We start from the raw sequence: 22,038 nt of genomic DNA, 5'->3' as shown, positions 1-22,038 counted from the left end.
CCCCCACTCCTCCCACAGGAGGAACGGAGGCCGCAAGGCGAACGTGCCGATTACCGCAGGCGTGCCATCAGCGCGTGCTCGACCAGCGTGATCAGCGCCGACTTCGCGTCCGCCCGGTGGCGGGCGTCGGTCGTGATGATGGGGGTGTCGGGGCCGATCTGGAGGGCTTCCCGGACCTCGTCCGGCGTGTACGGCTGCTGCCCGTCGAAGCCGTTGAGGGCGATGACGAACGGCAGGCCCGAGTTCTCGAAGTAGTCGACGGCGGGGAAGCAGTCGGCGAGCCGCCTCGTGTCGACCAGCACGATCGCGCCGATGGCGCCGCGCACCAGGTCGTCCCACATGAACCAGAACCGGTCCTGACCGGGCGTACCGAAGAGGTACAGGATCAGGTCCTGGTCCAGGGTGATACGGCCGAAGTCCATGGCCACCGTGGTGGTGGTCTTGTCCCCGGTGTGGGTGAGGTCGTCGATGCCCGCCGAAGCGGACGTCATGACGGCCTCTGTGCGCAGCGGATTGATCTCCGAGACGGCGCCGACGAACGTGGTCTTGCCCACGCCGAAGCCGCCAGCCACCACGATCTTCGCGGACGTGGTGGAGCGGGAAGGCCCTCCGCTAGAGCTTGCGAAGTCCACTGAGCACCCTTTCGAGCAGTGTCACGTCTGGCTGGCCGCCGGCGTTCTCGTCGCCGCCGGGCTGATGGATGGCGACCAGTCCCGCCTCCGCCAAGTCGGCGACGAGGATCCTGGCCACGCCGAGAGGGATCGTGAGGAGCGCCGAGATCTCGGCGACCGACTTGATTTCCCGGCAGAGGTTGCAGATCCGCTGATGCTCGGGCAGCTGGCCCTGCATCTGGTGCGGCTGCGCAGTGGTGTGCACCAGCGCCTCGATGGCGAGCTGGTAGCGCGGGCGGGTCCGGCCGCCGGTCATGGCGTACGGACGCACCAACGGATTGTTCGACGCCCCGGCGGGCGCCGGCTCGGGGGTGCGGCGCTGCGGCTGCACGGGCTGGATGCGCGGCGCCGGCGGCTGGTCGTACGGCGACGGGCCGGGGCCCTGTGGCGCGTACGGCTGCCGGTGGCTCGGTGCGGAGGGGAAGTTGTAACGGTTCGGGTTCTGACCACCGTCGCCCTGACCCTGGGCAGGGCCGTACGACCAGTTGCCCGAAGACGAACCGCCTGGGGGTGTTGCCACTTTCTCCTCCTCCGACTGTGCCTGGCACCCATCGCTGTGGAGCCGCGTCCCGAAACCTTACGGCCACAGGACGCCAAAACGCACCGTCCGTCGATTAGTTGAGCAGGCTCCCCTGGAGCTCCGCACGAAGGTCCGGCGTCAGGACCGTACCGGCTCGGTCCACCAGCAGCGCCATCTCGTACCCGATGAGGCCGATGTCCGCCTCCGGATGTGCGAGAACCGCGAGCGACGAGCCGTCGGAGATGGACATGATGAAGAGGAATCCCCGCTCCATCTCCACAACCGTCTGGTTCACGCTGCCACCCTCGAAGATCCGGGAGGCGCCTGCCGTCAGAGACGTCAGACCGGAGGCGACGGCCGCGAGCTGGTCGGCGCGGTCGCGGGGAAAGCCTTCGGACATCGCCAGAAGGAGTCCGTCGGCGGAGACCACCACCGTGTGGGACACCCCCGGGGTGTTGTCCACGAAGTTGGTGATCAACCAGTTCAGGTTCTGTGCCGCCTGGCTCATCGGGCTCACACTAACGCTCCTGGTTGTAGGTGCTGTCAGGACCGAAGCCCTGGCCGTTCGTTTCACTGCCTGCGCTGCGTCCGCGTTGGACGCCCCGGCGCAGGTTGCTCAGCCTGCCCCGGACGTCCTCCGGGGCACGGGAGACCTGTGGGCCCCCCTGGGGAGTGCTCTCGGCGGAACCCTCGATCAGGTTGGCCTTGGGTACCCGCCTCGGCAGGCCGGAGGAGGTGACCCCGCCCGCCTTCGGCTTCCGGAGCTGCGAGGCCTGCTGCCACCGCTCGTCGTTCGCCGAGCGCCAGTCGCTGTCGCCGTTGCTCTCCGGGGTGGAGGCCGGAGGCTCCTGGCTCGCGTGCCGGGCGCCGCCCGCGCCGTTCGCACCGCTCGCGGCGGACCCGCGGCGGGGAAGCCCGGCGTCGGTCAGCGAGGGTGCGGCGGAGTGGGCCGGTCCCGGACGGTCGAAGCCTACGCGGTCCTGCTCACCCGCGTCAGCGGCCTGCGCAGATTCCGTTTCCGGGGCCTGAGAAGGGTACTGGTTCGGGTAGCCATTCTGGTAACCGTCCTGCTGCGGCCAGTCATCCTGGTAGCGCCGCTGCTCGAAGGCGGGGAAGCTGCCGGGCACGCCCGCACCCGGCGCCGCGGGCTCCTCCTGGGCCGGCTCCGCATAGGAGGGCTCCGGGTAGCCGCCGTTCGGCGAGAAGGTGTCGTTCTGCGGCAGGCCGCCGTTCGGCGCGTAGTACTGCTCCTCGTACGACTGCCGCTGCGGCTCCTCGTACGCCGTCTGCTGCTGCTCCTCGTACGGCGCCTGACGGTCGTACGCGGCGGGCTGCTGCTCGGGGTAGCCGGTCTGGCCGGTGTCGTAGGCCTGGCCGGCGTCGTAGCCGTGCTGCCCGTTGCCGTGCTGCCCGTTGCCGTGCTGCGCGGTGTACTCGTCCTGGTACGCGGGCGCCTCGGCCTGCTCCTGGGCGTTCTGTCCGGGCAGGGCGGGCGGCTGGTGCGCCTGGGCCTCCAGGGCCGCCCGGCGCTCCTCGCGCATCAGGGAGCGGCCGACGGGGTCCAGCTCGCGTATGTCGTCCGGGACGTCCGAGTAGCGGCTGTCGTCGAAGCCGAGCTCGGCCGCCGTGCGCATCGGCTGCTGGTTGAAGTTCTCGCCGCCGAAGTTCTGCTCCGGGATGATCTGCGAGACGGTGAACTCGTCGCGGTCCACGTGCTGCTCGCCGCCACCGCCGTGGGTGATCGCGTCGGGCAGCATGACCAGCGAGGTGGTGCCGGCCTGCTCGCCCGAGGGGCGCAGCTGGACGCGGATGCCGTGCCGGTCGGACAGCCGGCCGACCACGAACAGGCCCATGCGCTGCGAGATCGCGGCGTCCACGGTGGGCGGGTTGGCCAGCTTGTGGTTGATGTCCGCGAAGTCCTCGGCGGTCAGGCCGATGCCCTTGTCGTGGATCTCGATCATCACGCGGCCGTCGGGCAGACGGGTCGCGGTGACGCGGACCTTGGTCTGCGGGGAGGAGAACGTCGTCGCGTTCTCCAGCAGCTCGGCCAGCAGGTGCACGAGGTCGGTCACGGCCCGGCCGTGGATCTCGGCCTCCGGCACGCCCGACAGCTCGATGCGCTCGTACTGCTCCACCTCGGAGGAGGCGGCGCGCAGCACGTCGACCAGCGGCACCGGCTGGTCCCAGCGGCGGCCGGGCTCCTCGCCGGCGAGGACGAGGAGGTTCTCGCCGTTGCGGCGCATACGGGTGGCGAGGTGGTCCAGCTTGAAGAGGTTCTCCAGCTGGTCCGGGTCGGCCTCGTTGTTCTCCAGGTCGGTGATGAGGGTCAGCTGGCCCTCGATCAGCGACTGGTTGCGGCGCGACAGGTTGGTGAAGATCGCGTTGATGTTGCCCCGCAGCAGGGCCTGCTCGGCGGCGAGCCGGACGGCCTCGCGGTGGACCTGGTCGAAGGCGCGGGCGACTTCGCCGATCTCGTCCGTGGTGGTGATCGGGATGGCCTGGACGCGGGTGTCGACGCGGCCCGGGTCGGTGCGGGAGAGCTGGTCGACCAGCATCGGCAGGCGCTGCTCGGCGATGCCGAAGGCGGCGTTGCGCAGCTGGCGCATCGAGCGGCTCATCTGACGGGCGACCGCACCGGCCAGGATGAAGGCGAGGAGCAGGGCGACCACGACGGCGGCACCGGTGATGTAGGCGTCGCGCTGGGCGGTGTCGGCGATGTCCGAGGCCTCGCTCACCGCCTTGTCCGCCATGTCCGCCTCGATCTTCTCGTAGGCGTTGAACTTGAGGGTGTTGACCGCCCACCAGTTCTCGGCGGTGATGCCCCGCTCGGCGAGGGCGGCGCGGGCGCTCGGGTCCGTGCTCTGCAGCGTCGCGAGAGCCGCGACCATCGTCTCCGGCTTGGAGGGCGGGGCCACGTAGTCCGGGTTCTTGGCCTTGGCCTCCCGGGCCATCGCGGCGCCGTCGGTCTTCAGCTTCGCCTCGGCGGCCTTGAGCTTGGCCGCGTCCTCCTCGGTACCACCGCCGATGTACTCCTCGACGGCGATGCGCTCGAGGTAGGCGTACGAGGACAGGGCGATGCGCTGGCTGGCCAGGTTGCCGTCGTCCGGGCCCGGCTTGATCAGGATGTGCATGCCGATGGAGCGCTGCAGCGACAAGGCCGCCTTGGTGAGCTCGATGGCGTACACGGTCCGGCCGTAGCTGGTGATGTTGCCGGTGCCGAGACCCAGCTCGTTGGCGAACTCCGTCAGCGGGTGCGCGATCTCGACGTAGCCCTCTTCGGTCTGCACACCCTTGAGCTTGGAGGTGTACGCGACCTGGCGCAGGGTCGCCAGCTTCGGCTCCGCCTCGCGGAACAGCTTCAGCCGGCGCTCCAGGCCCGGCTTGGCCGGCATGCTCTGGGCGGCGGTGTCGAAGGCGTCGGCGGCCTCGTCGGTGGCCTTGCGGACCTGGGTGACGGTCGCCTTGTCCTGGGCGGTCTGCGCGCTGCCCTTCAGCAGAGGCGCCGCCGAGGCGTCACGCTCGTTGTAGAGGGCGTTGGCGTAGAGGAGGGAGGCCCGCACCAGACGCGCGGTGTTCTCCGCGTCCTCGGCCTCCTGCCAGGTGTCGATCGAGCTCTTGACCTGGAAGCCGCCCATGACGAGGCCGACCAGCACGGGTATGAGCAGGATCGCGTTGAGCCTGGTCGCCACGCGCCAGTTGCGCGGGGAGAGACGGCCGCCGCTCTGGGCGGGCGCGGCCGTCGGCTCCGAACCGGGCACGGGGGCGGGCGCCGCTGTGCGCGGCGGCGGGGTGAAGTTGCCCCGGGCCGACGGCTCGGGACTGTTCTTGCTTCGCCTCACTCGACCAACAACCTCTCGGCGGTCGGCACCAACGTTGTGCCGCAGTGTCTCAGAGCCCAACGACGCCATCGACGGACGAGTACGTCATTGACTATTGGGCAGTTCAGGCATTCCAGCACGACGACCTGCGCTCTTCCAAACAGTCCGGGGCGGGGATTCCGAGCGGTGTAAGCCCCAGATAAAACGGTCATAAAGAGCGAGCCCCGCCAAAAGGCGGGGCGATTGTGCGCGCAGCGAGACCGGTTGTGCGCGACGCGTGGCCGTACCACCTGATTCCTCTGCCGAAACGTTATGAACACCTTGGCCGACCGTGTCAAAGGACACAGCCGGCTCCGGAGTATCTACGACAACTGCCGTATGGCGCTTCTGAATTGGGTGCTACCTCAGCCGAGCCATCAGAGCGTGCTCGACCAGCGTGATCAGGGCACTCTTCGCGTCGGCCCGATGCCGGGCGTCCGTCGTGATGATCGGGGTGTCCGGGCCGATCTGGAGCGCCTCGCGCACCTCGTCCGGCGTGTACGGCTGCTGCCCGTCGAAGCCGTTGAGGGCGATGACGAACGGCAGGCCGCTGTTCTCGAAGTAGTCCACCGCCGGGAAGCAGTCGGCCAGGCGGCGGGTGTCCACCAGGACCACGGCGCCGATGGCGCCGCGCACCAGGTCGTCCCACATGAACCAGAACCGGTCCTGACCCGGTGTACCGAAGAGGTACAGGATCAGGTCCTGGTCCAGGGTGATACGGCCGAAGTCCATGGCCACCGTGGTGGTGGTCTTGTCCCCGGTGTGCGTCAGGTCGTCGATGCCCGCGCTCGCCGAGGTCATCACGGCCTCGGTCCGCAGCGGGTTGATCTCCGAGACGGCGCCGACGAACGTGGTCTTGCCCACGCCGAAGCCGCCCGCCACCACGATCTTCGCGGAGGTGGTGGAACGACCCGCGTCAGAGCTTGCGAAGTCCACTGAGCACCCTTTCGAGCAGTGTCACGTCCGGCGCACCGGTGGCCTCGTCGCCGCCCGGCTGGTGGATCGCGACGAGACCGGCCTCGGCGAGGTCCGCGACCAGGATCCGGGCCACACCGAGCGGCATGTTGAGCAGCGCCGAGACCTCGGCCACCGACTTCACCTCGCGGCACAGGTGGCAGATGCGCTGGTGCTCAGGGAGCAGTCCCATGAGCGCCGCCGGGTCGGCGGTCGTACTGATCAGTGCCTCGATGGCCAGCTGGTAGCGCGGCCGGGTCCGGCCGCCGGTCATGGCATACGGCCGTACCAGCGGCTGGTCGCCCTCGTCCTCGTACGGCTCCGCGTACGGATCATGAGAGGCGGTGGGCGGGGTCATGAGTCCTCCGGGCGGGACAGCAAGTCGGTCAGTCGAGCCGTCTGACGAGGCCTGTGTGGGGTGTGTGGCGGCCGGACGGTGATGCGGTGAGACGGGTGGTACCGGGGCCGATCAATGGAGCAGACTGCCTTGGAGCTCGGCTCGCAGGTCGGGGGTCAGGACCGCGCCCGCGCGGTCGACCAGGAGCGCCATCTCGTAGCCGACGAGGCCGATGTCGCACTCCGGATGGGCGAGGACCGCCAGCGAAGAGCCGTCCGAGATGGACATCAGGAAGAGGAATCCCCGCTCCATCTCCACGACCGTCTGCGCCACCTCACCGCCCTCGAAGATCCGGGAGGCGCCCGCCGTCAGGGACGTCAGGCCCGAGGCGACGGCCGCGAGCTGGTCCGCGCGGTCACGCGGGAAGCCCTCCGACAGCGCCAGGAGGAGACCGTCGGCGGACACGACGACGGTGTGGGACACCCCGGGGGTGTTGTCCACGAAGTTGGTGATCAACCAGTTGAGGTTCTGTGCCGCCTGGCTCATCGGACTCAACTAACGCTCCTGCTGGTGAGTGGGTCGTGGGTGGCTGCCGGTCTGGGTGGAGCCGGCCTGACGACCCTGTGCGATACCCCGACGGAGATTGGTCAGCCGGCCGCGCACGTCATCGGGGGCGCGCGAGACCTGAGGACCGCTCTGGTGCGATTGCTGCTGAGCCGTGCCCGGAACGAGGTTCGCCCGGGGCACCCGGCGAGGCAGGCCGGAGGTGGTGACACCGCCCGCTGCGGGCTGGCGGACGCGCTCGGCCTGGCGGACGAGGTCGTCGTTCGGCGAGGTACGCCAGCCTGCGGGGGCGGACCGCTGGGGACCGGTGGGTCCCTGCGGCTGCTGCGGGGCGGCCGGAGCCGAGCCGTTGTTCTGCGGCTGCTGCTGCTCCTGCTGGCCGTGGAACCAGTTGGTCTCCAGCGTGTCGTACAGCGGCGTACGACCGTCGCCCGGGCCGGACGCCGGCGGCAGGGCCTCGGGCTCCTGCCGGGCGGGCCGGGCCTGCGGGGCGGGCGGGCGCGGGGCGCCGAAGTCCGATCCGCCGCGGGCGCCGTTGACCTGCGGCCGCTCGAACCGGCCCGTGCCCGCGGGGTCGGCCGGCGTGGCCGGACCCGGGAGGGTGGGCCGGCCGGAGCCGTTGTCCCGGCCCGGCGCGGGGTACTGCCCGGTGGAGTTGCCGTCCTGGCGGGGCGCCGGGTACTGGCCGGTCGAGCCGTTGTCCTGGCGGGGTGCCGGGTACTGGCCGGTGGAGCCGTTGTCGTAGGACTGCGGGCTCTGCGGTGCCGGGTACTGGCCGGTCGCGGACGAGGTGTCGCGGCGGCCGTTCGGGGCGCCGAAGACGTCCGGGCGGACGAAGGAGCCCTGCTGGCCGCCCGCGCCGGAACCGGCGAACGGGTCCGACTGCTGGGGGCCGAAGTCGTCGCCCGGCACGGCCGGGATCTCCGCCGTGGAGCCGGGGCCCTGGCGGTCGTCGATCCGCGGCATGGCGGACGTACGGGAGACGTCCGGCTCCTCATGCCCGCGCGGGGCGTCCAGCGAGGCACGCGGCACCGGCGGCTGGGCGTTCTCGTCGCTCCAGCTCGGCACGCGCGGCTGCGGGTCGCCGCCGGGCAGCTCGGCCCGCGGGCCACCGCGCGGCGGCAGCTGCGGCCGACGGCCCTGGCCCTGCTCGGCGTTGCCGCCCTGCTGCCGGCCCCGGCCACCGCCGAAGGCGTCCTGGCCCTGCGGCCCGTTGGTGCCCGCGGCCTGGAGGCCCTGCGGGGCACCCGGCGCCTGCCCGAACCCGGCGCCCGCCGGAGCGGGCCGGCCCTGCGCGGGACCGCCCTGATCGAACGACGAGGTGCCCGGGCCCTGCGGTCCGCGCGCTCCGCCCGGGGCTCCCGGACGGCCGCCGTCCCCGTCCCGGCCGGGCAGCGCGGCCCGCGGGCCCTGGCCCGGAGCGAGCCGGCCACCGCCGGACGCGCCACCGCCGAAGGCACCGCCACCGAGGGCGCCGCCGCCCTGGCCGGCACCGGCGGCCCGCCGGGCCGCCGCAGCACCGGCCGCGGCCTGCGCGGCGGCCGGACCGCCACCGCCGACCGGCGGCTGACCGCCCTGCTTGGGCTGGGGCTTCTTGCCGCCCTGGGCGACGTCGACGGGCAGCATGACCAGCGCGGTCGTGCCACCGGAGTCGGACGGGCGGAGCTGGATGCGGATGCCGTGCCGCTGGGAGAGCCGGCCGACCACGAACAGACCCATGCGGCGGGAGACGGAGACGTCCACCGTCGGGGGAGAGGCGAGCCGCTCGTTGATCGCCGCGAGGTCCTCGGGGGAGAGGCCGATACCGGTGTCGTGGATCTCGATCAGCACCCGGCCGTCGGGCAGGGCGTGACCGGTGACCTTGACCTTGGTCTGCGGCGAGGAGAACGAGGTCGCGTTCTCCAGCAGCTCGGCGAGCAGGTGCACGAGGTCGTTGACCACGCGGCCCGCGACCTCGGTCGTCGGCACGGCGGCCAGCTCGATGCGCTCGTACTGCTCCACCTCGGACGCGGCGGCGCGGAGCACGTCGACCAGCGGGACCGGGCGGGTCCAGCGGCGGCCGGGCTCCTCACCGGCGAGGACGAGGAGGTTCTCACCGTTACGGCGCATGCGCGTGGCGAGGTGGTCGAGCTTGAACAGCGAGGACAGCTGGTCCGGGTCGGCCTCGCGGGACTCCAGTTCGGAGATGAGCGAGAGCTGACGCTGGATGAGGCCCTGGGAGCGGCGCGAGAGGTTGGTGAACATCGCGTTGACGTTGCCCCGCAGCAGGGCCTGCTCGGCGGCGAGCCGGACCGCCTCGCGGTGCACGTCGTCGAAGGCCGCGGCCACTCGGCCGATCTCGTCCCGGGAGTGCACACCGACCGACTCCACGGACGTGTCGACGTCCTGCGGGTCGGACTCGGACAGCTGCTTGACCAGCTCGGGCAGACGGTCGGAGGCGACCTTCGTCGCGGTCTCCTCCAGCCGGCGCAGCGAGCGGATCATGGAGCGGGCCACGACGAAGGCGCCGACCAGCGACACACCGAGCACGATGAGGATCAGCGCACCGGAGATGATCGCGTCGCGCTCGGTGGCGCTGCGCAGCTCGCGGGCCTTCTGTTCCATCTCCTCGAGCAGGGTGTGCTCGATGTTCTTCATCTGCTGGATCTTGGTGGAGCTGTCGTCCAGCCAGTCGCGGTAGGACCGCTTGTCCTGCTGGGCGAGACCGCTCGCGGAGATCAGGGCGCGGCCCGCGTAGGTGTCGGTGGCCTTGATCGTGGAGTTGCCGCCGTCCTCGATCGGCCTGAGCAGCTCGGCGGCGGCGTCCTCGCCGTAGATGCTCTTGAAGCTGCGGATCTCGGACCTCTGGCTCTCCAGGGCCGACTGGGCGTAGAGCCGGTCGTTCGGGGAGAGCTTGCCGGTCGTGGTGTTGCTGGCGGGCAGCGCCGCGGCGAGGGCCGCGCGCTGGATCGAGGAGTACTCCTTGGCGGAGGAGAACGCGGCCAGCGCACGCGTGCGCTGGATCATGTCCGGGTTGCTGGTCGCCTCGGCCATGTCCTGGGAGAGGTCGATCAGGTTCTCGATCAGACGGTGGTACGCCTCGATCGTCTGCGTGGAGTTGCCCTCGGAGGCGTAGGCGCTCTTGCGGATCTGCGCCAGGTCGCCGAGCTCGCCGGCGATCTGGATGAGGTACTCGCGGACGCCCTTGAGGTTGCCGTCCTTGCTGGCGCTGTCGATCTCCTCGGAGCTGTCGAGGAAGTTCTTCATCGCCCGGTCGGTCTTCTCGCGCAGACCCTTGACGGTGAAGTCGGTGGCCTTGCCGCCGTGCGCGAGCGGGCCCGCCGACTGGTCGCGCTCCTCCTGGAGGGCGGCGGACAGCTCGGTGGCCTGCTTGGTCATGTCCGTCAGCAGCTTCATGTTGTCGAGCTGCTGGATGTCGTCCATGGACTGGTTGATACGCAGCGCGCCCAGCGAGGTGGCCGCGACCACCGGGAGCGCGAGCAGCGACACCAGTCGGGTGGAGATGCGCCAGTTGCGCAGGGCTATTCGCGGTCCGGGGCCGGTCGGACCCGCCGGCGGCTTCAGGGGCGGAGCCGGGCTCGCGGACCCCGAGGGGGCCGACGCACCGGCGCGCCCGGAGCGCTCACCGCCGTCGCCGGCCGGGCCCGGGTTCTGGGCGTGCTGGGGCGAGGGGCCGCCATTCATGGGGCCAGTCCCGCCGTGCGGCTCCGGCTCCGCCGAAGCGTTGCCATCCCTCTTGAAACGTCCCTGCACTAGCGTCGCAACCTCTGGACCAGGCACCCCGTCGTCGGAACGGCGGAGCACGGTGTCGGCGTTCTGGGGACGCCCTGAGTACGCCCCCGTGGTGGTCTTGAGTGACCGGCGCTGGCTCCCCCTTCTCGCCGCCACTCGGCGCGTCTGTGCGCCCCCTGTGCGCCGGCTCGATCCCGCGGCGGTCCGTGGCATTCCAGCACAGCACAGGATCTCCAACAAGGCTCGTAGGCCAGGCCGTGACATAGGTGACACCACGTGAGGGCCGGATCACCGGACGTAGAAAGTGAGTTCGTCCATTTCGGACGTATGCCCGCGAGTCGTCGGGTCGCGGAGGGTGTCCCAGTCGCCATGATCAGGAGCGGAATGCGGGCTTCAGTGGGTCAATGTCCGTTTCGTTGGGGCTACTCGCGAGTCCGGATTGACCGATTCGACCCCTGATTCGTGAGAAAACTCACATGCTGATCATGGACCCCCGGCGGCTGTGCCGGGAATCCCGTGTTTAGCCTGACGCTTTACAGAGATGGCAAAACCGACAACCCGCGCCCCCGCGGGGGTCCCGCACCCCCAAGGCGCCCGTCACAGGACAGGGTCAAGTAAACAGTGAAGACGACGACGATGTTCCACAAGATCGCCAACCCGCGACGCACGACGCTGGCGCACCTCGACGGCGCCGACGAACTGCAGACGCCGGAACAGCCGGAGCACCCCGTCGAACTCCCGGCCCAGACCGCCAACCCCAAGCGCACCGTCCTCATGGAGATCCCCGTCGCGGCCGCCGCGGCCGCGGAGTGACACCAGGTAGTACGCGTGCCGGCCGCCGGATGCTCACGGCGGCAGGATACGAACTTCGAGGGGCGCCCCCGGCGACGGGGGCGCCCCTCGGCAATGCGCGCGGCGCGGACACCTCCCCGCGTTAGCCTGGAGCGTCAGACTCCAGCCGCTTCAGTCAAGGGGCCAAGCATCCCGTGCGCATCGCCAGATTCTCCATCGACGGGAACGTCGCCTTCGGCGCCATCGAGGGCGAGAAGCAGGACGAACTCGTCCTGGACATCATCAAGGGCATCCCGTTCGCGGACTTCGAGCTCTCCGGCACCAAGGTGCCGGTCGCCAAGGTCAGGCTGCTGCCGCCGGTGCTCCCCAACAAGGTCGTGGCCTTCGGCCGCAACTACGCCGACCACGCCCGGGAGCTGGGCAACGAGGTCCCCGAGGCCCCCTTCGCCTTCTTCAAGCCCTCCACCTCGGTGATCGGCCCCGGCGACGAGATCCAGTACCCCTCCTTCTCCTCCGAGGTGCACCACGAGGCCGAGCTGGCCGTGGTCATCGGCCGGATGTGCCGCGAGGTCCCGCGCGAGCGCGTCAAGGACGTGATCTTCGGCTACACCTGCGCCAACGACATCACCGCCCGCGACGTCCAGAAGCGCGAGAAGCAGTGGGCCCGGGCCAAGGGCTTCGACAGCTCCTGCCCGCTCGGCCCCTGGGTGGAGACGGACCTGGACGCGAGCGACCTGACCATCCAGCTCACGGTCAACGGCCAGCAGCGCCAGCTCGGCCGCACCAGCGAGATGATCCACTCCATCGAGGACCTGATCGTCAACATCTCCGAGGCCATGACGCTGCTCCCCGGCGACGTCATCCTCACCGGCACCCCGGCTGGGGTCGGCCCCCTGAACGTCGGCGACGAGGTCGCCGTCACCATCGAAGGCATCGGCACTCTCACCAACAAGGTTGTCAAGCGTGGCTAGCGCACCCGGCTCCCCCGTACGCGTCCGTTTCTGCCCGTCGCCCACCGGTAACCCCCACGTGGGCCTGGTGCGCACCGCCCTGTTCAACTGGGCGTTCGCCAAGCACCACCAGGGCACCCTGGTCTTCCGCATCGAGGACACCGACGCGGCGCGCGACTCCGAGGAGTCGTACACCCAGCTGCTCGACTCGATGCGCTGGCTGGGCTTCGACTGGGACGAGGGCCCCGAGGTCGGCGGCCCGCACGCGCCGTACCGCCAGTCGCAGCGCATGGACCTCTACAAGGAGGTCGCGCAGAAGCTGCTCGACGGCGGGTACGCCTACCGCTGCTACTGCTCCCAGGACGAGCTGGACACCCGCCGCGAGGCCGCCCGCGCCGCCGGCAAGCCCTCCGGCTACGACGGCCACTGCCGCGAGCTCACCGACGCCCAGGTCGAGGAGTACCAGGCCCAGGGCCGCGAGCCGATCGTCCGCTTCCGGATGCCCGACGAGACGATCACCTTCACCGACCTGGTCCGCGGCGAGCTGACCTTCACCCCCGAGAACGTCCCGGACTACGGCATCGTCCGCGCCAACGGCGCCCCGCTGTACACGCTGGTCAACCCGGTCGACGACGCCCTGATGGAGATCACCCACGTCCTGCGCGGCGAGGACCTGCTCTCCTCCACCCCCCGCCAGATCGCCCTGTACAAGGCGCTGATCGAGCTGGGCATCGCCAAGGAGATCCCTTCCTTCGGCCACCTGCCGTACGTGATGGGCGAAGGCAACAAGAAGCTCTCCAAGCGCGACCCGCAGTCCAGCCTGAACCTCTACCGGGAGCGCGGCTTCCTCCCCGAGGGCCTGCTCAACTACCTCTCCCTGCTCGGCTGGTCCCTCTCGGCCGACCAGGACGTCTTCGGCATCGACGAGATGATCGCCGCGTTCGACATCTCCGACGTCAACCCGAACCCGGCCCGCTTCGACCTCAAGAAGTGCGAGGCCATCAACGGCGACCACATCCGCCTGCTGGACGTGAAGGACTTCACGGAGCGCTGCCGCCCGTGGCTCCAGGCGCCGTTCGCCCCCTGGGCCCCGGAGGCCTTCGACGAGGCGAAGTGGCAGGCCATCGCCCCGCACGCGCAGACCCGCCTCAAGGTCCTCTCCGAGATCACCGACAACGTCGACTTCCTGTTCCTGCCGGAGCCGGCCGAGGACGAGGCGTCCTGGAACAAGGCGATGAAGGAGGGCTCGGACGCCCTGCTGCGCACGGCCCGCGAGAAGCTGGACGCGGCCGACTGGACCTCCGCCGAGTCGCTCAAGGAGGCCGTCCTGGCCGCCGGTGAGGCCCACGGCCTCAAGCTCGGCAAGGCCCAGGCCCCGGTCCGCGTCGCCGTCACCGGCCGTACGGTCGGCCTGCCGCTGTTCGAGTCCCTGGAGGTCCTGGGCAAGGAGAAGACCCTGGCCCGGATCGACGCGGCGCTGGCGAAGCTGGCCGCGTAACGACACGGTTGTCACGAGGGCGGCGTCCGGTTCGGGCGCCGCCCTCGCCGTGTCCGCCCAGCCGTCACCCGGAGTTCACCGTTCCGGCCAACTCCCGTCCCCGACGGGGACGTTGGATGCCCCTTGTGCGCACGGTGCGCGTGTGCGCCCTGGTACAGGGGGAGAGGAACATGAGCCGTTCACGAAGACTCGTCCACGCGGCCGTCGGCGGGGTGGTGGCGCTGTCCTGCACCGTGCTGACCGCACCCGCGCAGGCGGCCCCCGAGGCCGACGAGCCGGTGAGCACGGTGCGGCTGGTCACGGAACAGCGCGTGACGGTCGACTACCCGTGGGCCGGCGCGTCCGGCTTCCAGTGGCGCCCGGCGACCGGCGGAACCGTCACCGCGGTCGACTACCCGGACGCCGTCCCGCCCGCGCACGCCGGCCCCGACGACCTGGCCACCGGCACCGACGTCGTGAACACCCGCGACGGCCAGACGGTCACCCAGAAGCACCGCGCCACGGGCGCGACCGCCACCGTGCCGATCCCCACCGGCCAGACCTTCCGGGCCGCCGTGGGCTGGAGCGTGCTGACCATGGACGGCACCGGCGGCCTGCACGTCCTGCGCTCCGCCGCCGACGGCCTCGTCACCGACATCCCCGTCACCGGCCTGCCGTCCGGCGCCCGCCCCACCGCCTACCTCACCGGCGGCTCGGTCCGCCGCCTCGCGGTCGTCCACGCCCTGGACGGCAAGACGTCCGTCGGCCTGATCGACCTCGCGGACGGCACCTTCCGCACCTACGTCACCGGGGACACCGCGGCCCCGCAGGTCGCCTACAACGACCGCTGGCTCGTCGCCGACTGGAAGGCGATCCGGGTGGACGCCGAGCCCGGCACCGAGCCCACCGCGCTCAGCAGGCACGACGCCCGGCTGGAAGCGGTCGTCGGTGATCAACTCCTGATCGGCAATCCGGGTTTCGTCCAGGTCGGCACCGAAGCCGCACTGACCGCCCGCTCCCTCGTCACCGGCGCCGTCGGCACCGTGCTCCCCTCCTCCTTCGGCGGGATCGGCCCCACCCTGGACGGCGGTGCCCTGGCCACGGCCGGCCCCTCCAGCCTCGACTGGAACGTCCACCGGATCACCCCCGCCGACGGCGGCGGCCTCGCCACCGAGAAGGTGGCCCGGGTCCCCGCCGCGGCGACCGGCGTACAGGGACTGGCCGTCGCCGGCGGCGAGTTGTTCCTCTACGGCACGACGCCGGGCGCCTCGTTCCGCTACAACAGCTTCCAGCTGGACGCCACCGGCCGGCCCGCCGGGCCCCAGACGCGCCGCAGCCCCGCGCAGAACCCGGCCACCTGCCTCCCGGGTGACGCCGCCTGCCCGCAGCTGGAGGCCCTGGGCGACGGCCGGGTCGCCCACCTGTGGACCGACTCCGCGGGCCAGGAATCCGTCCTCGGCGTCGGCCTCGACACCACCACCGTCGTCAGCGCCCCCACGGACGGCGACTCCGGCGGCCGCATCGGCGGCAGCACCGGCCGCTACGTCCTCTACAACGGCGGCTCCGGCACCCAGCGGATCATGGATCTCCCGCGCGCCGCGACGAGCGGCACGACCACCCTCAGCCGCGACCGCACCGCCGCCGCCGTCTGGGGCCAGACCCTGTGGGCCCCGGGCAGCACCCAGGGCGCGGTCACCGGCCGCAACCTCAAGACCGGCACGACCACCACCATCGCCACCGGCGCCCCCTGCACCCCCACCGACATCCAGGCCGTCAACACCTGGCTGTACTGGTCCTGCGGCAGCACCGCGGGCGTCTACGACCGGGCCACGAGCCGCAAGATCACGGTCCCGGCCGACCACGGCCCGGCCCGCCTCGCCGACGGCTTCCTGCTCCGCGAGAACCGCGCCACCCACGAACTGCTGATCACCGACTTCCACACCGGCACCGCCACCACCCGCACCCTGGTGAAGCTGCCGGCCACGGACCAGAACACCGGCGGCAGCAACGGCCGCTGGGCCGTCGACCGCTTCGGCGGCCACATCGCCTACCTCAACGGCACGTACGGCGAGGTGTCGATCGTCCCCAGCGGCGTCCCCGCCTCCCCCCTCGCGCAGATGGAGGCCCAGGCCCATTCACCGTCCGTGATCGGCAAGGCGTTCCCCTGGTCGCCGGTCTGGCAGCTGAACAAGCCCTCCACCTGGACCCTGACCCTCGCCACCGCCTCCGGCACGGTCCTGCGCACCCTGACCGGCGCCTCCACCGGAGCCGCCGTGCGCCCCGCCTGGGACGGCACGACCGACAGCGGCGCCGGCGTCACGGGCGGCACCTACACCTGGAGGCTCACCGCCCGGCCCCGCGACGACCAGGGCCCTGACCTCACGCTCTCCGGCACCATGACGCTGGGCTGAGAACCGGTCGCGGTGGGTACGGTCGGACCATGAGCATCGAAGCCGTGGTCTGGGACGTCGACGACACCTTGTTCGACTACACCACCGCCGACCGCCTCGGCATGCGCGCCCACCTGACGGCCGAGGGCCTGCTCGACGACTACGGCACCGTCGAGCAGGCCATCACCCGCTGGCGGGAGATCACCGAGCTGCAGTGGGCGCGCTTCGCCGCGGGCGAGGCCACCTTCGAGGACCAGCGGCGCGACCGCGTACGGGTGTTCCTCGGGCAGGAGCTGACCGACGCCGAGGCCGACGCCTGGTTCCAGCGGTACATCGCCCACTACGAGGCGGTCTGGGCCCTGTTCCCGGACGTCCTGCCCGTCCTCGACGCCCTCGCCTCCAGCCACCGGCACGCGGTGCTCTCCAACTCCAGCCTCCACGTCCAGGACCGCAAGCTGCGCGCCCTCGGCGTCCACGACCGCTTCGAGACCATCCTGTGCGCGGCGGAACTCGGCGTCTCCAAACCCGAGGCCGGCGCCTTCCACGCGGTCTGCGAGGCCCTCGCCCTCGCTCCGCGGCAGGTCGCGTACGTCGGCGACCACCCGGAGATCGACGGGCGGGGCGCGGCCGAGGCCGGGCTGCTGTCGGTGTGGATCGACCGCGGCGGCCTGTACGCCACGATCGAGCCGCCCGTCGGTCCGCACCGCATCGCGTCCCTCGCCGAACTGCCCTCGCTCCTCGGCGCGGATACTCGTTTTGGAGCCCCGTCCACCTTCGGGTAATGTTCTTCCTGCGCCGCCGGGGAGCGGGCCGAAAGGCCGGAGCCCGGGGGAGCGAACTAGAACAAGAACCCCCTCGGGGGCTTGCGTTCCAGTGGCCTATGGTGTAATTGGCAGCACGACTGATTCTGGTTCAGTTAGTCTTGGTTCGAGTCCAGGTAGGCCAGCTCGCAGAGCTCATCTGCAAAGCCCCCGTTGTGTAGCGGCCTAGCACGCTGCCCTCTCAAGGCAGTAGCGCCGGTTCGAATCCGGTCGGGGGTACTGATTCCGATCTTGTCGGGATCGCTAGGGCCCCCGTTGTGTAGCGGCCTAGCACGCCGCCCTCTCAAGGCGGTAGCGCCGGTTCGAATCCGGTCGGGGGTACTGACTGGTCTAAACCACATTGGTCTATGGTGTAATTGGCAGCACGACTGATTCTGGTTCAGTTAGTCTTGGTTCGAGTCCAGGTAGACCAGCTCGGACCTGCGGAAACGCAGTGTCCACGCCCCCGTTGTGTAGCGGCCTAGCACGCCGCCCTCTCAAGGCGGTAGCGCCGGTTCGAATCCGGTCGGGGGTACGCATACAAGAGGCCCTCCACTTCGGTGGAGGGCCTCGAAGCGTTTAGGGGCGCGGGGAACTGCGCGACCAGCCACTGCCGGTCCGCACTCGACGACGAAACAGTCCCTGTCACGGCGCTGAGTCGGGGGAAAGCCTGCCGCGGCGTTGAGGCCGACCTTCCCCGGAACGTTCAGCCGGTGCGCCGCAGCGCCTCGGACAGGCGCCCCGCCGCATCGATCACAGCCTGCGCGTGCATCCGGCCCGGGTGACGGGTCAGACGCTCGATCGGGCCGGACACCGACACGGCCGCCACGACACGGTTGGAAGGGCCTCGCACCGGCGCGGAGACGGACGCGACCCCCGGCTCCCGCTCACCGATCGACTGCGCCCAGCCCCGGCGCCGTACGCCCGACAGGGCCGTCGCCGTGAAGCGCGCCCCCTGCAGGCCGCGGTGCAGCCGCTCCGGCTCCTCCCAGGCCAGCAGGATCTGCGCCGAGGAGCCGGCCTTCATCGTCAGCGTCGAGCCGACCGGGACCGTGTCCCGCAGACCGGACAGGCGCTCCGCCGCGGCGACGCAGATGCGCATGTCGCCCTGGCGGCGGTAGAGCTGCGCGCTCTCGCCCGTGACGTCACGGAGATGCGTGAGCACCGGGCCCGCCGTGGCGAGGAGACGGTCCTCACCCGCGGCCGCGGCCAGCTCGGCCAGACGCGGGCCGAGAATGAAACGGCCCTGCATGTCGCGCGCCACCATGCGGTGGTGTTCCAGGGCCACGGCCAGGCGGTGGGCCGTGGGTCGTGCCAGTCCGGTGGCACCGACCAACCCCGCGAGGGTGGCCGGACCGGACTCTAGAGCGCTCAGGACGAGGGCCGCCTTGTCCAGAACGCCGACGCCGCTACTGTTGTCCATGAAACGATACTCGCGTCTCACTCTGTGAAACGCAAGTTCAAATTTCCGTGGAACCCGCCACCCTGGAAGACACGAAGTCACAACGGCCCGTGACGTACGGGCCTGGCGGCGGTTGCCCGGAACCAGGGGCGCGGGCCCGCCTCCTCAAGATCTCTAGTTGGGTCGGCGATCGCCGTCGGCCGGAGGGAACAGCGATGGGTAGGACACTCGCGGAGAAAGTCTGGGACGACCATGTCGTCCGGCGCGCCGAGGGCGAGCCCGACCTTCTCTTCATCGATCTGCACCTGCTGCACGAGGTGACCAGCCCGCAGGCCTTCGACGGCCTCCGCAAGAGCGGGCGCAAGGTGCGGCGCCTCGACCTCACCATCGCCACCGAGGACCACAACACCCCCACCCTCGACATCGACAAGCCCATCGCCGACCCCGTCTCCCGGGTCCAGCTGGAGACCCTGCGCAAGAACGCCGCCGAGTTCGGGGTGCGCCTGCACCCGCTGGGCGACGTCGAGCAGGGCGTCGTGCACGTCGTCGGCCCGCAGCTGGGCCTGACGCAGCCGGGCACCACCGTCGTCTGCGGTGACTCGCACACCTCCACGCACGGCGCCTTCGGCGCGCTGGCGTTCGGTATCGGCACCTCCCAGGTGGAGCACGTGCTGGCCACCCAGACGCTGCCCATGTCCCGCCCGAAGACCATGGCGATCACGGTCAACGGCGAGCTGCCCGAGGGCGTCACCGCCAAGGACCTGATCCTCGCGATCATCGCGAAGATCGGCACGGGCGGCGGCCAGGGCTACGTCCTGGAGTACCGCGGCGAGGCCATCGAGAAGCTCTCGATGGAGGCCCGGATGACCATCTGCAACATGTCGATCGAGGCCGGTGCCCGCGCGGGCATGATCGCCCCCGACGAGACCACCTTCGCCTACCTCAAGGGCCGCCCGCACGCCCCCGAGGGCGAGGACTGGGACGCCGCCGTCGCGTACTGGAAGACGCTGCGCACGGACGAGGACGCCGAGTTCGACGCCGAGGTCGTCATCGACGCCGCCGAACTGTCGCCGTTCGTCACCTGGGGCACCAACCCGGGGCAGGGCGCACCGCTTTCGGCGTCCGTCCCCGATCCTGCTTCGTACGAAGACGCATCGGAGCGCTACGCCGCCGAAAAGGCCCTGGAGTACATGGGGTTGGAGGCCGGACAGCCGCTGCGCTCCATCAAGGTGGACACCGTCTTCGTAGGCTCCTGCACCAACGGCCGCATCGAGGACCTGCGCGCCGCGGCCGAGCTGCTCAAGGGCCGCAAAGTCGCCGACGGGGTACGGATGCTGGTCGTCCCGGGCTCCGCGCGGGTCGGTCTGCAGGCCGTCTCCGAGGGCCTGGACGTCGTCTTCAAGGAGGCCGGCGCCGAATGGCGGCACGCGGGCTGCTCGATGTGCCTGGGCATGAACCCGGACCAGCTGGCCCCGGGTGAGCGCTCCGCGTCCACCTCCAACCGCAACTTCGAGGGCCGGCAGGGCAAGGGCGGCCGTACGCACCTGGTGTCGCCGCAGGTCGCGGCGTCCACCGCCGTCCTGGGCCACCTGGCCTCCCCGGCCGACCTGGCCGACGCCGACGTCCGTACGCCCGCTGGAGTCTGATCAGTCATGGAAGCATTCACCACCCACACCGGCCGGGGCGTCCCGCTGCGCCGCAGCAACGTCGACACCGACCAGATCATCCCCGCCCACTGGCTCAAGAAGGTCACGCGCGACGGGTTCGAGGACGGGCTGTTCGAGGCCTGGCGCAAGGACGAGACGTTCGTCCTCAACCAGCCCGAGCGGCAGGGCGCGACCGTCCTGGTCGCCGGCCCCGACTTCGGCACCGGCTCCTCGCGTGAGCACGCCGTCTGGGCGCTGCAGAACTACGGCTTCAAGGCCGTGATCTCCTCCCGCTTCGCCGACATCTTCCGCGGCAACTCGCTCAAGAACGGCCTGCTCACGGTGGTTCTGGAGCAGAAGATCGTGGACGCGCTGTGGGAGCTCACGGAGAAGGACCCGCAGGCCGAGATCACCGTCGACCTGGAGAGCCGTGAGGTGCGTGCCGAGGGCATCACCGCCTCCTTCGAGCTGGACGAGAACTCCCGCTGGCGGCTGCTGAACGGCCTCGACGACATCTCGATCACCCTGCAGAACGAGGCGGACATCGCCGCGTACGAGGCGAAGCGCCCGTCGTTCAAGCCGCGGACCCTCCCGGTCTGATCCGGAGCACGAACCGCCGCCCCTGAGCAAGGCGACTTTCGGCCACCGCAAGACCCCCTCTGTACCCCCGATCAGCCCGATCGGGGGTACAGCCGTGTCTGCACCCGAACGGCCCTGCACGCCCGGACCAGGGCTGTCAACTTCCCACGTTATGCCGGTGGTTGTCGGGGTACGCGAGTGGTACAGCCGTGACTTCCGTGCGTGCCGGGAAGGCCGTTTGAGGCGGCAGTTGTCCCCTGCGCAGGCGACAACTCGCCCCAGATGGCACAATCTGTGCATGGAACACGACGGCCAACTCGAGCTCTATGCGGCAGTCGCGGGCCAACTCAAGGAAGCGCACGCAAGGGTGCGCGCACTGCAAGTCCCGGAGGGCGTACGGATGGCGCTGACCCGGAAGCTGCTGGTCATTACGGCCGCGGCCAAGCACGATCTCGCCGACGCGGCAAGGCGGCTGGAGCGGTTCACCGCGGACCTCGACGAGGGACGTCTCCCCGACGAGGAACGCTGAACCCGAAGGCACCGCCGAGTTCGTTGCGGCACAAGGGTGATAAGCCCGTTTCGTGTTTGATTTGCGGTATATATCTGCCTAACGTGCGAAAAAGCTTGAACACTTTCGTTCTGGCGATGTCTCCGAAGGGGAAGACGTGAACAAGGCGCAGCTCGTAGAAGCGATTGCCGACAAGATGGGCGGCCGCCAGCAGGCCGCCGACGCTGTCGACCATGTCCTGGACGCCATCGTCCGCGCGGTCGTCGCAGGTGAGAGGGTCTCCGTCACCGGCTTCGGTTCCTTCGAGAAGGTCGACCGTCCGGCCCGCTACGCCCGTAACCCCCAGACGGGCGAGCGGGTTCGGGTCAAGAAGACCTCCGTTCCGCGCTTCCGCGCGGGCCAGGGCTTCAAGGACCTGGTCAGCGGCTCGAAGAAGCTCCCGCGTGGTGGTGAGGTGTCCGTCAAGAAGGCGCCCAAGGGCAGCCTGACCGGCGGTGCCGGCGCGACGGTCAAGAAGGCCGCCGCGAAGAAGGCGACCACGAAGACGGCCGCCGCGAAGAAGACCACCGCCAAGAAGACCACGGCGAAGAAGGCCACCACCAAGACGGCGGCCGCGAAGAAGACGACGGCCAAGAAGGCGCCCGCCAAGAAGACCACGGCGACGTCCAAGACCACCGCCGCGAAGAAGACCACCGCCAAGAAGGCCCCGGCGAAGAAGGCGACGGCCAAGAAGGCCCCCGCCAAGAAGTCGACGGCGCGCAAGACCACCGCCAAGAAGACCACCGCCCGCAAGAAGTAGGGGCGCCGGGGTATTCACGCGCCGGGCCGGACTCCGCACGGAGTCCGGCCCGCGGTGTGT

18 protein-coding genes and 5 tRNA genes are annotated in these 22,038 nt (G+C 70.6%); 14 read left to right on the top strand and 9 right to left on the bottom strand.

The window, feature by feature from the left end:
* Positions 1-50: 50 nt before the first annotated feature.
* The 8 genes from ABZ948_RS05685 to ABZ948_RS05650 all read right to left on the bottom strand — a co-directional run bounded on the left by ABZ948_RS05685 (position 51) and on the right by ABZ948_RS05650 (position 10,656).
* Positions 51-632 (bottom strand): GTP-binding protein, encoded by a 582-nt coding sequence (locus tag ABZ948_RS05685; protein ID WP_014675207.1) that lies wholly within the window; start codon positions 630-632, stop codon positions 51-53.
* Complete coding sequence (locus tag ABZ948_RS05680) at positions 613-1,191, bottom strand: DUF742 domain-containing protein (protein ID WP_029181511.1); 579 nt, start codon at positions 1,189-1,191, stop codon at positions 613-615. The genes ABZ948_RS05685 and ABZ948_RS05680 overlap by 20 nt, the downstream gene beginning before the upstream one ends.
* A gap of 94 nt (positions 1,192-1,285) precedes the next feature.
* Positions 1,286-1,699, bottom strand: a complete 414-nt coding sequence (locus tag ABZ948_RS05675; RefSeq protein ID WP_004983065.1) for a roadblock/LC7 domain-containing protein — start codon at positions 1,697-1,699, stop codon at positions 1,286-1,288.
* Positions 1,700-1,709: 10 nt separating this feature from the next.
* Positions 1,710-5,030, bottom strand: coding sequence for a sensor histidine kinase (locus tag ABZ948_RS05670; RefSeq protein ID WP_359757528.1), 3,321 nt, complete (start codon positions 5,028-5,030; stop codon positions 1,710-1,712).
* Between the two features lie 378 nt (positions 5,031-5,408).
* Positions 5,409-5,984, bottom strand: a complete 576-nt coding sequence (locus tag ABZ948_RS05665; RefSeq protein ID WP_020271455.1) for a GTP-binding protein — start codon at positions 5,982-5,984, stop codon at positions 5,409-5,411.
* Complete coding sequence (locus ABZ948_RS05660) at positions 5,965-6,360, bottom strand: DUF742 domain-containing protein (protein WP_031121441.1); 396 nt, start codon at positions 6,358-6,360, stop codon at positions 5,965-5,967. The genes ABZ948_RS05665 and ABZ948_RS05660 overlap by 20 nt, the downstream gene beginning before the upstream one ends.
* Before the next feature lie 111 nt (positions 6,361-6,471).
* Positions 6,472-6,885, bottom strand: a complete 414-nt coding sequence (locus ABZ948_RS05655) for a roadblock/LC7 domain-containing protein (RefSeq protein ID WP_359757526.1) — start codon at positions 6,883-6,885, stop codon at positions 6,472-6,474.
* 9 nt (positions 6,886-6,894) lie between these two features.
* Complete coding sequence (locus ABZ948_RS05650) at positions 6,895-10,656, bottom strand: sensor histidine kinase (protein ID WP_359757524.1); 3,762 nt, start codon at positions 10,654-10,656, stop codon at positions 6,895-6,897.
* Positions 10,657-11,256: 600 nt separating this feature from the next.
* Between ABZ948_RS05650 and ABZ948_RS05645 the strand changes: the two genes are divergently transcribed.
* The 10 genes from ABZ948_RS05645 (at position 11,257) to ABZ948_RS05600 (ending at position 17,579) form a co-directional block, all read left to right on the top strand.
* Positions 11,257-11,448, top strand: a complete 192-nt coding sequence (locus ABZ948_RS05645) for a hypothetical protein (RefSeq protein WP_031121436.1) — start codon at positions 11,257-11,259, stop codon at positions 11,446-11,448.
* 173 nt (positions 11,449-11,621) lie between these two features.
* Positions 11,622-12,398, top strand: a complete 777-nt coding sequence (locus ABZ948_RS05640; protein WP_359757522.1) for a fumarylacetoacetate hydrolase family protein — start codon at positions 11,622-11,624, stop codon at positions 12,396-12,398.
* On the top strand, positions 12,391-13,875 hold the full coding sequence (gltX, locus tag ABZ948_RS05635) for a glutamate--tRNA ligase (RefSeq protein ID WP_359757521.1): 1,485 nt from the start codon (positions 12,391-12,393) through the stop codon (positions 13,873-13,875). Before ABZ948_RS05640 ends, gltX begins: the two co-directional genes overlap by 8 nt.
* Before the next feature lie 170 nt (positions 13,876-14,045).
* A complete protein-coding gene (locus ABZ948_RS05630) occupies positions 14,046-16,265 on the top strand; it encodes a FlgD immunoglobulin-like domain containing protein (RefSeq protein WP_359757520.1) in 2,220 nt (739 codons plus the stop codon).
* 29 nt (positions 16,266-16,294) lie between these two features.
* On the top strand, positions 16,295-17,026 hold the full coding sequence (locus ABZ948_RS05625) for an HAD family hydrolase (RefSeq protein WP_359757518.1): 732 nt from the start codon (positions 16,295-16,297) through the stop codon (positions 17,024-17,026).
* Positions 17,027-17,118: 92 nt separating this feature from the next.
* A tRNA-Gln gene (locus ABZ948_RS05620) sits at positions 17,119-17,190 on the top strand.
* 21 nt (positions 17,191-17,211) lie between these two features.
* Positions 17,212-17,284, top strand: a tRNA-Glu gene (locus ABZ948_RS05615).
* Positions 17,285-17,313: 29 nt separating this feature from the next.
* A tRNA-Glu gene (locus ABZ948_RS05610) sits at positions 17,314-17,386 on the top strand.
* Positions 17,387-17,406: 20 nt separating this feature from the next.
* Positions 17,407-17,478, top strand: a tRNA-Gln gene (locus tag ABZ948_RS05605).
* Between the two features lie 28 nt (positions 17,479-17,506).
* Positions 17,507-17,579 (top strand) — tRNA-Glu (locus ABZ948_RS05600).
* Positions 17,580-17,750: 171 nt separating this feature from the next.
* Here the strand turns inward: ABZ948_RS05600 and ndgR are convergent.
* Positions 17,751-18,467 (bottom strand): IclR family transcriptional regulator NdgR, encoded by a 717-nt coding sequence (gene ndgR / locus ABZ948_RS05595; protein ID WP_010044585.1) that lies wholly within the window; start codon positions 18,465-18,467, stop codon positions 17,751-17,753.
* 194 nt (positions 18,468-18,661) lie between these two features.
* On the opposite strand from ndgR, the gene leuC reads away from it, so the two are divergent.
* From leuC to ABZ948_RS05575, 4 genes are all read left to right on the top strand, one after another.
* Entirely contained in the window at positions 18,662-20,092 is a 1,431-nt protein-coding gene (gene leuC / locus ABZ948_RS05590; protein ID WP_359757516.1) for a 3-isopropylmalate dehydratase large subunit, read from the top strand.
* A gap of 6 nt (positions 20,093-20,098) precedes the next feature.
* Positions 20,099-20,692, top strand: coding sequence for a 3-isopropylmalate dehydratase small subunit (leuD, locus tag ABZ948_RS05585; RefSeq protein WP_359757515.1), 594 nt, complete (start codon positions 20,099-20,101; stop codon positions 20,690-20,692).
* Between the two features lie 277 nt (positions 20,693-20,969).
* On the top strand, positions 20,970-21,200 hold the full coding sequence (locus ABZ948_RS05580) for an SCO5555 family protein (RefSeq protein WP_359757513.1): 231 nt from the start codon (positions 20,970-20,972) through the stop codon (positions 21,198-21,200).
* Between the two features lie 136 nt (positions 21,201-21,336).
* Entirely contained in the window at positions 21,337-21,978 is a 642-nt protein-coding gene (locus ABZ948_RS05575) for an HU family DNA-binding protein (RefSeq protein ID WP_037763941.1), read from the top strand.
* Positions 21,979-22,038 lie beyond the last annotated feature (60 nt).

The organism is Streptomyces olindensis (assembly GCF_040645895.1).
Classification (GTDB): domain Bacteria; phylum Actinomycetota; class Actinomycetes; order Streptomycetales; family Streptomycetaceae; genus Streptomyces; species Streptomyces olindensis.
This window is presented reverse-complemented; position numbering and strand designations above follow the sequence as displayed.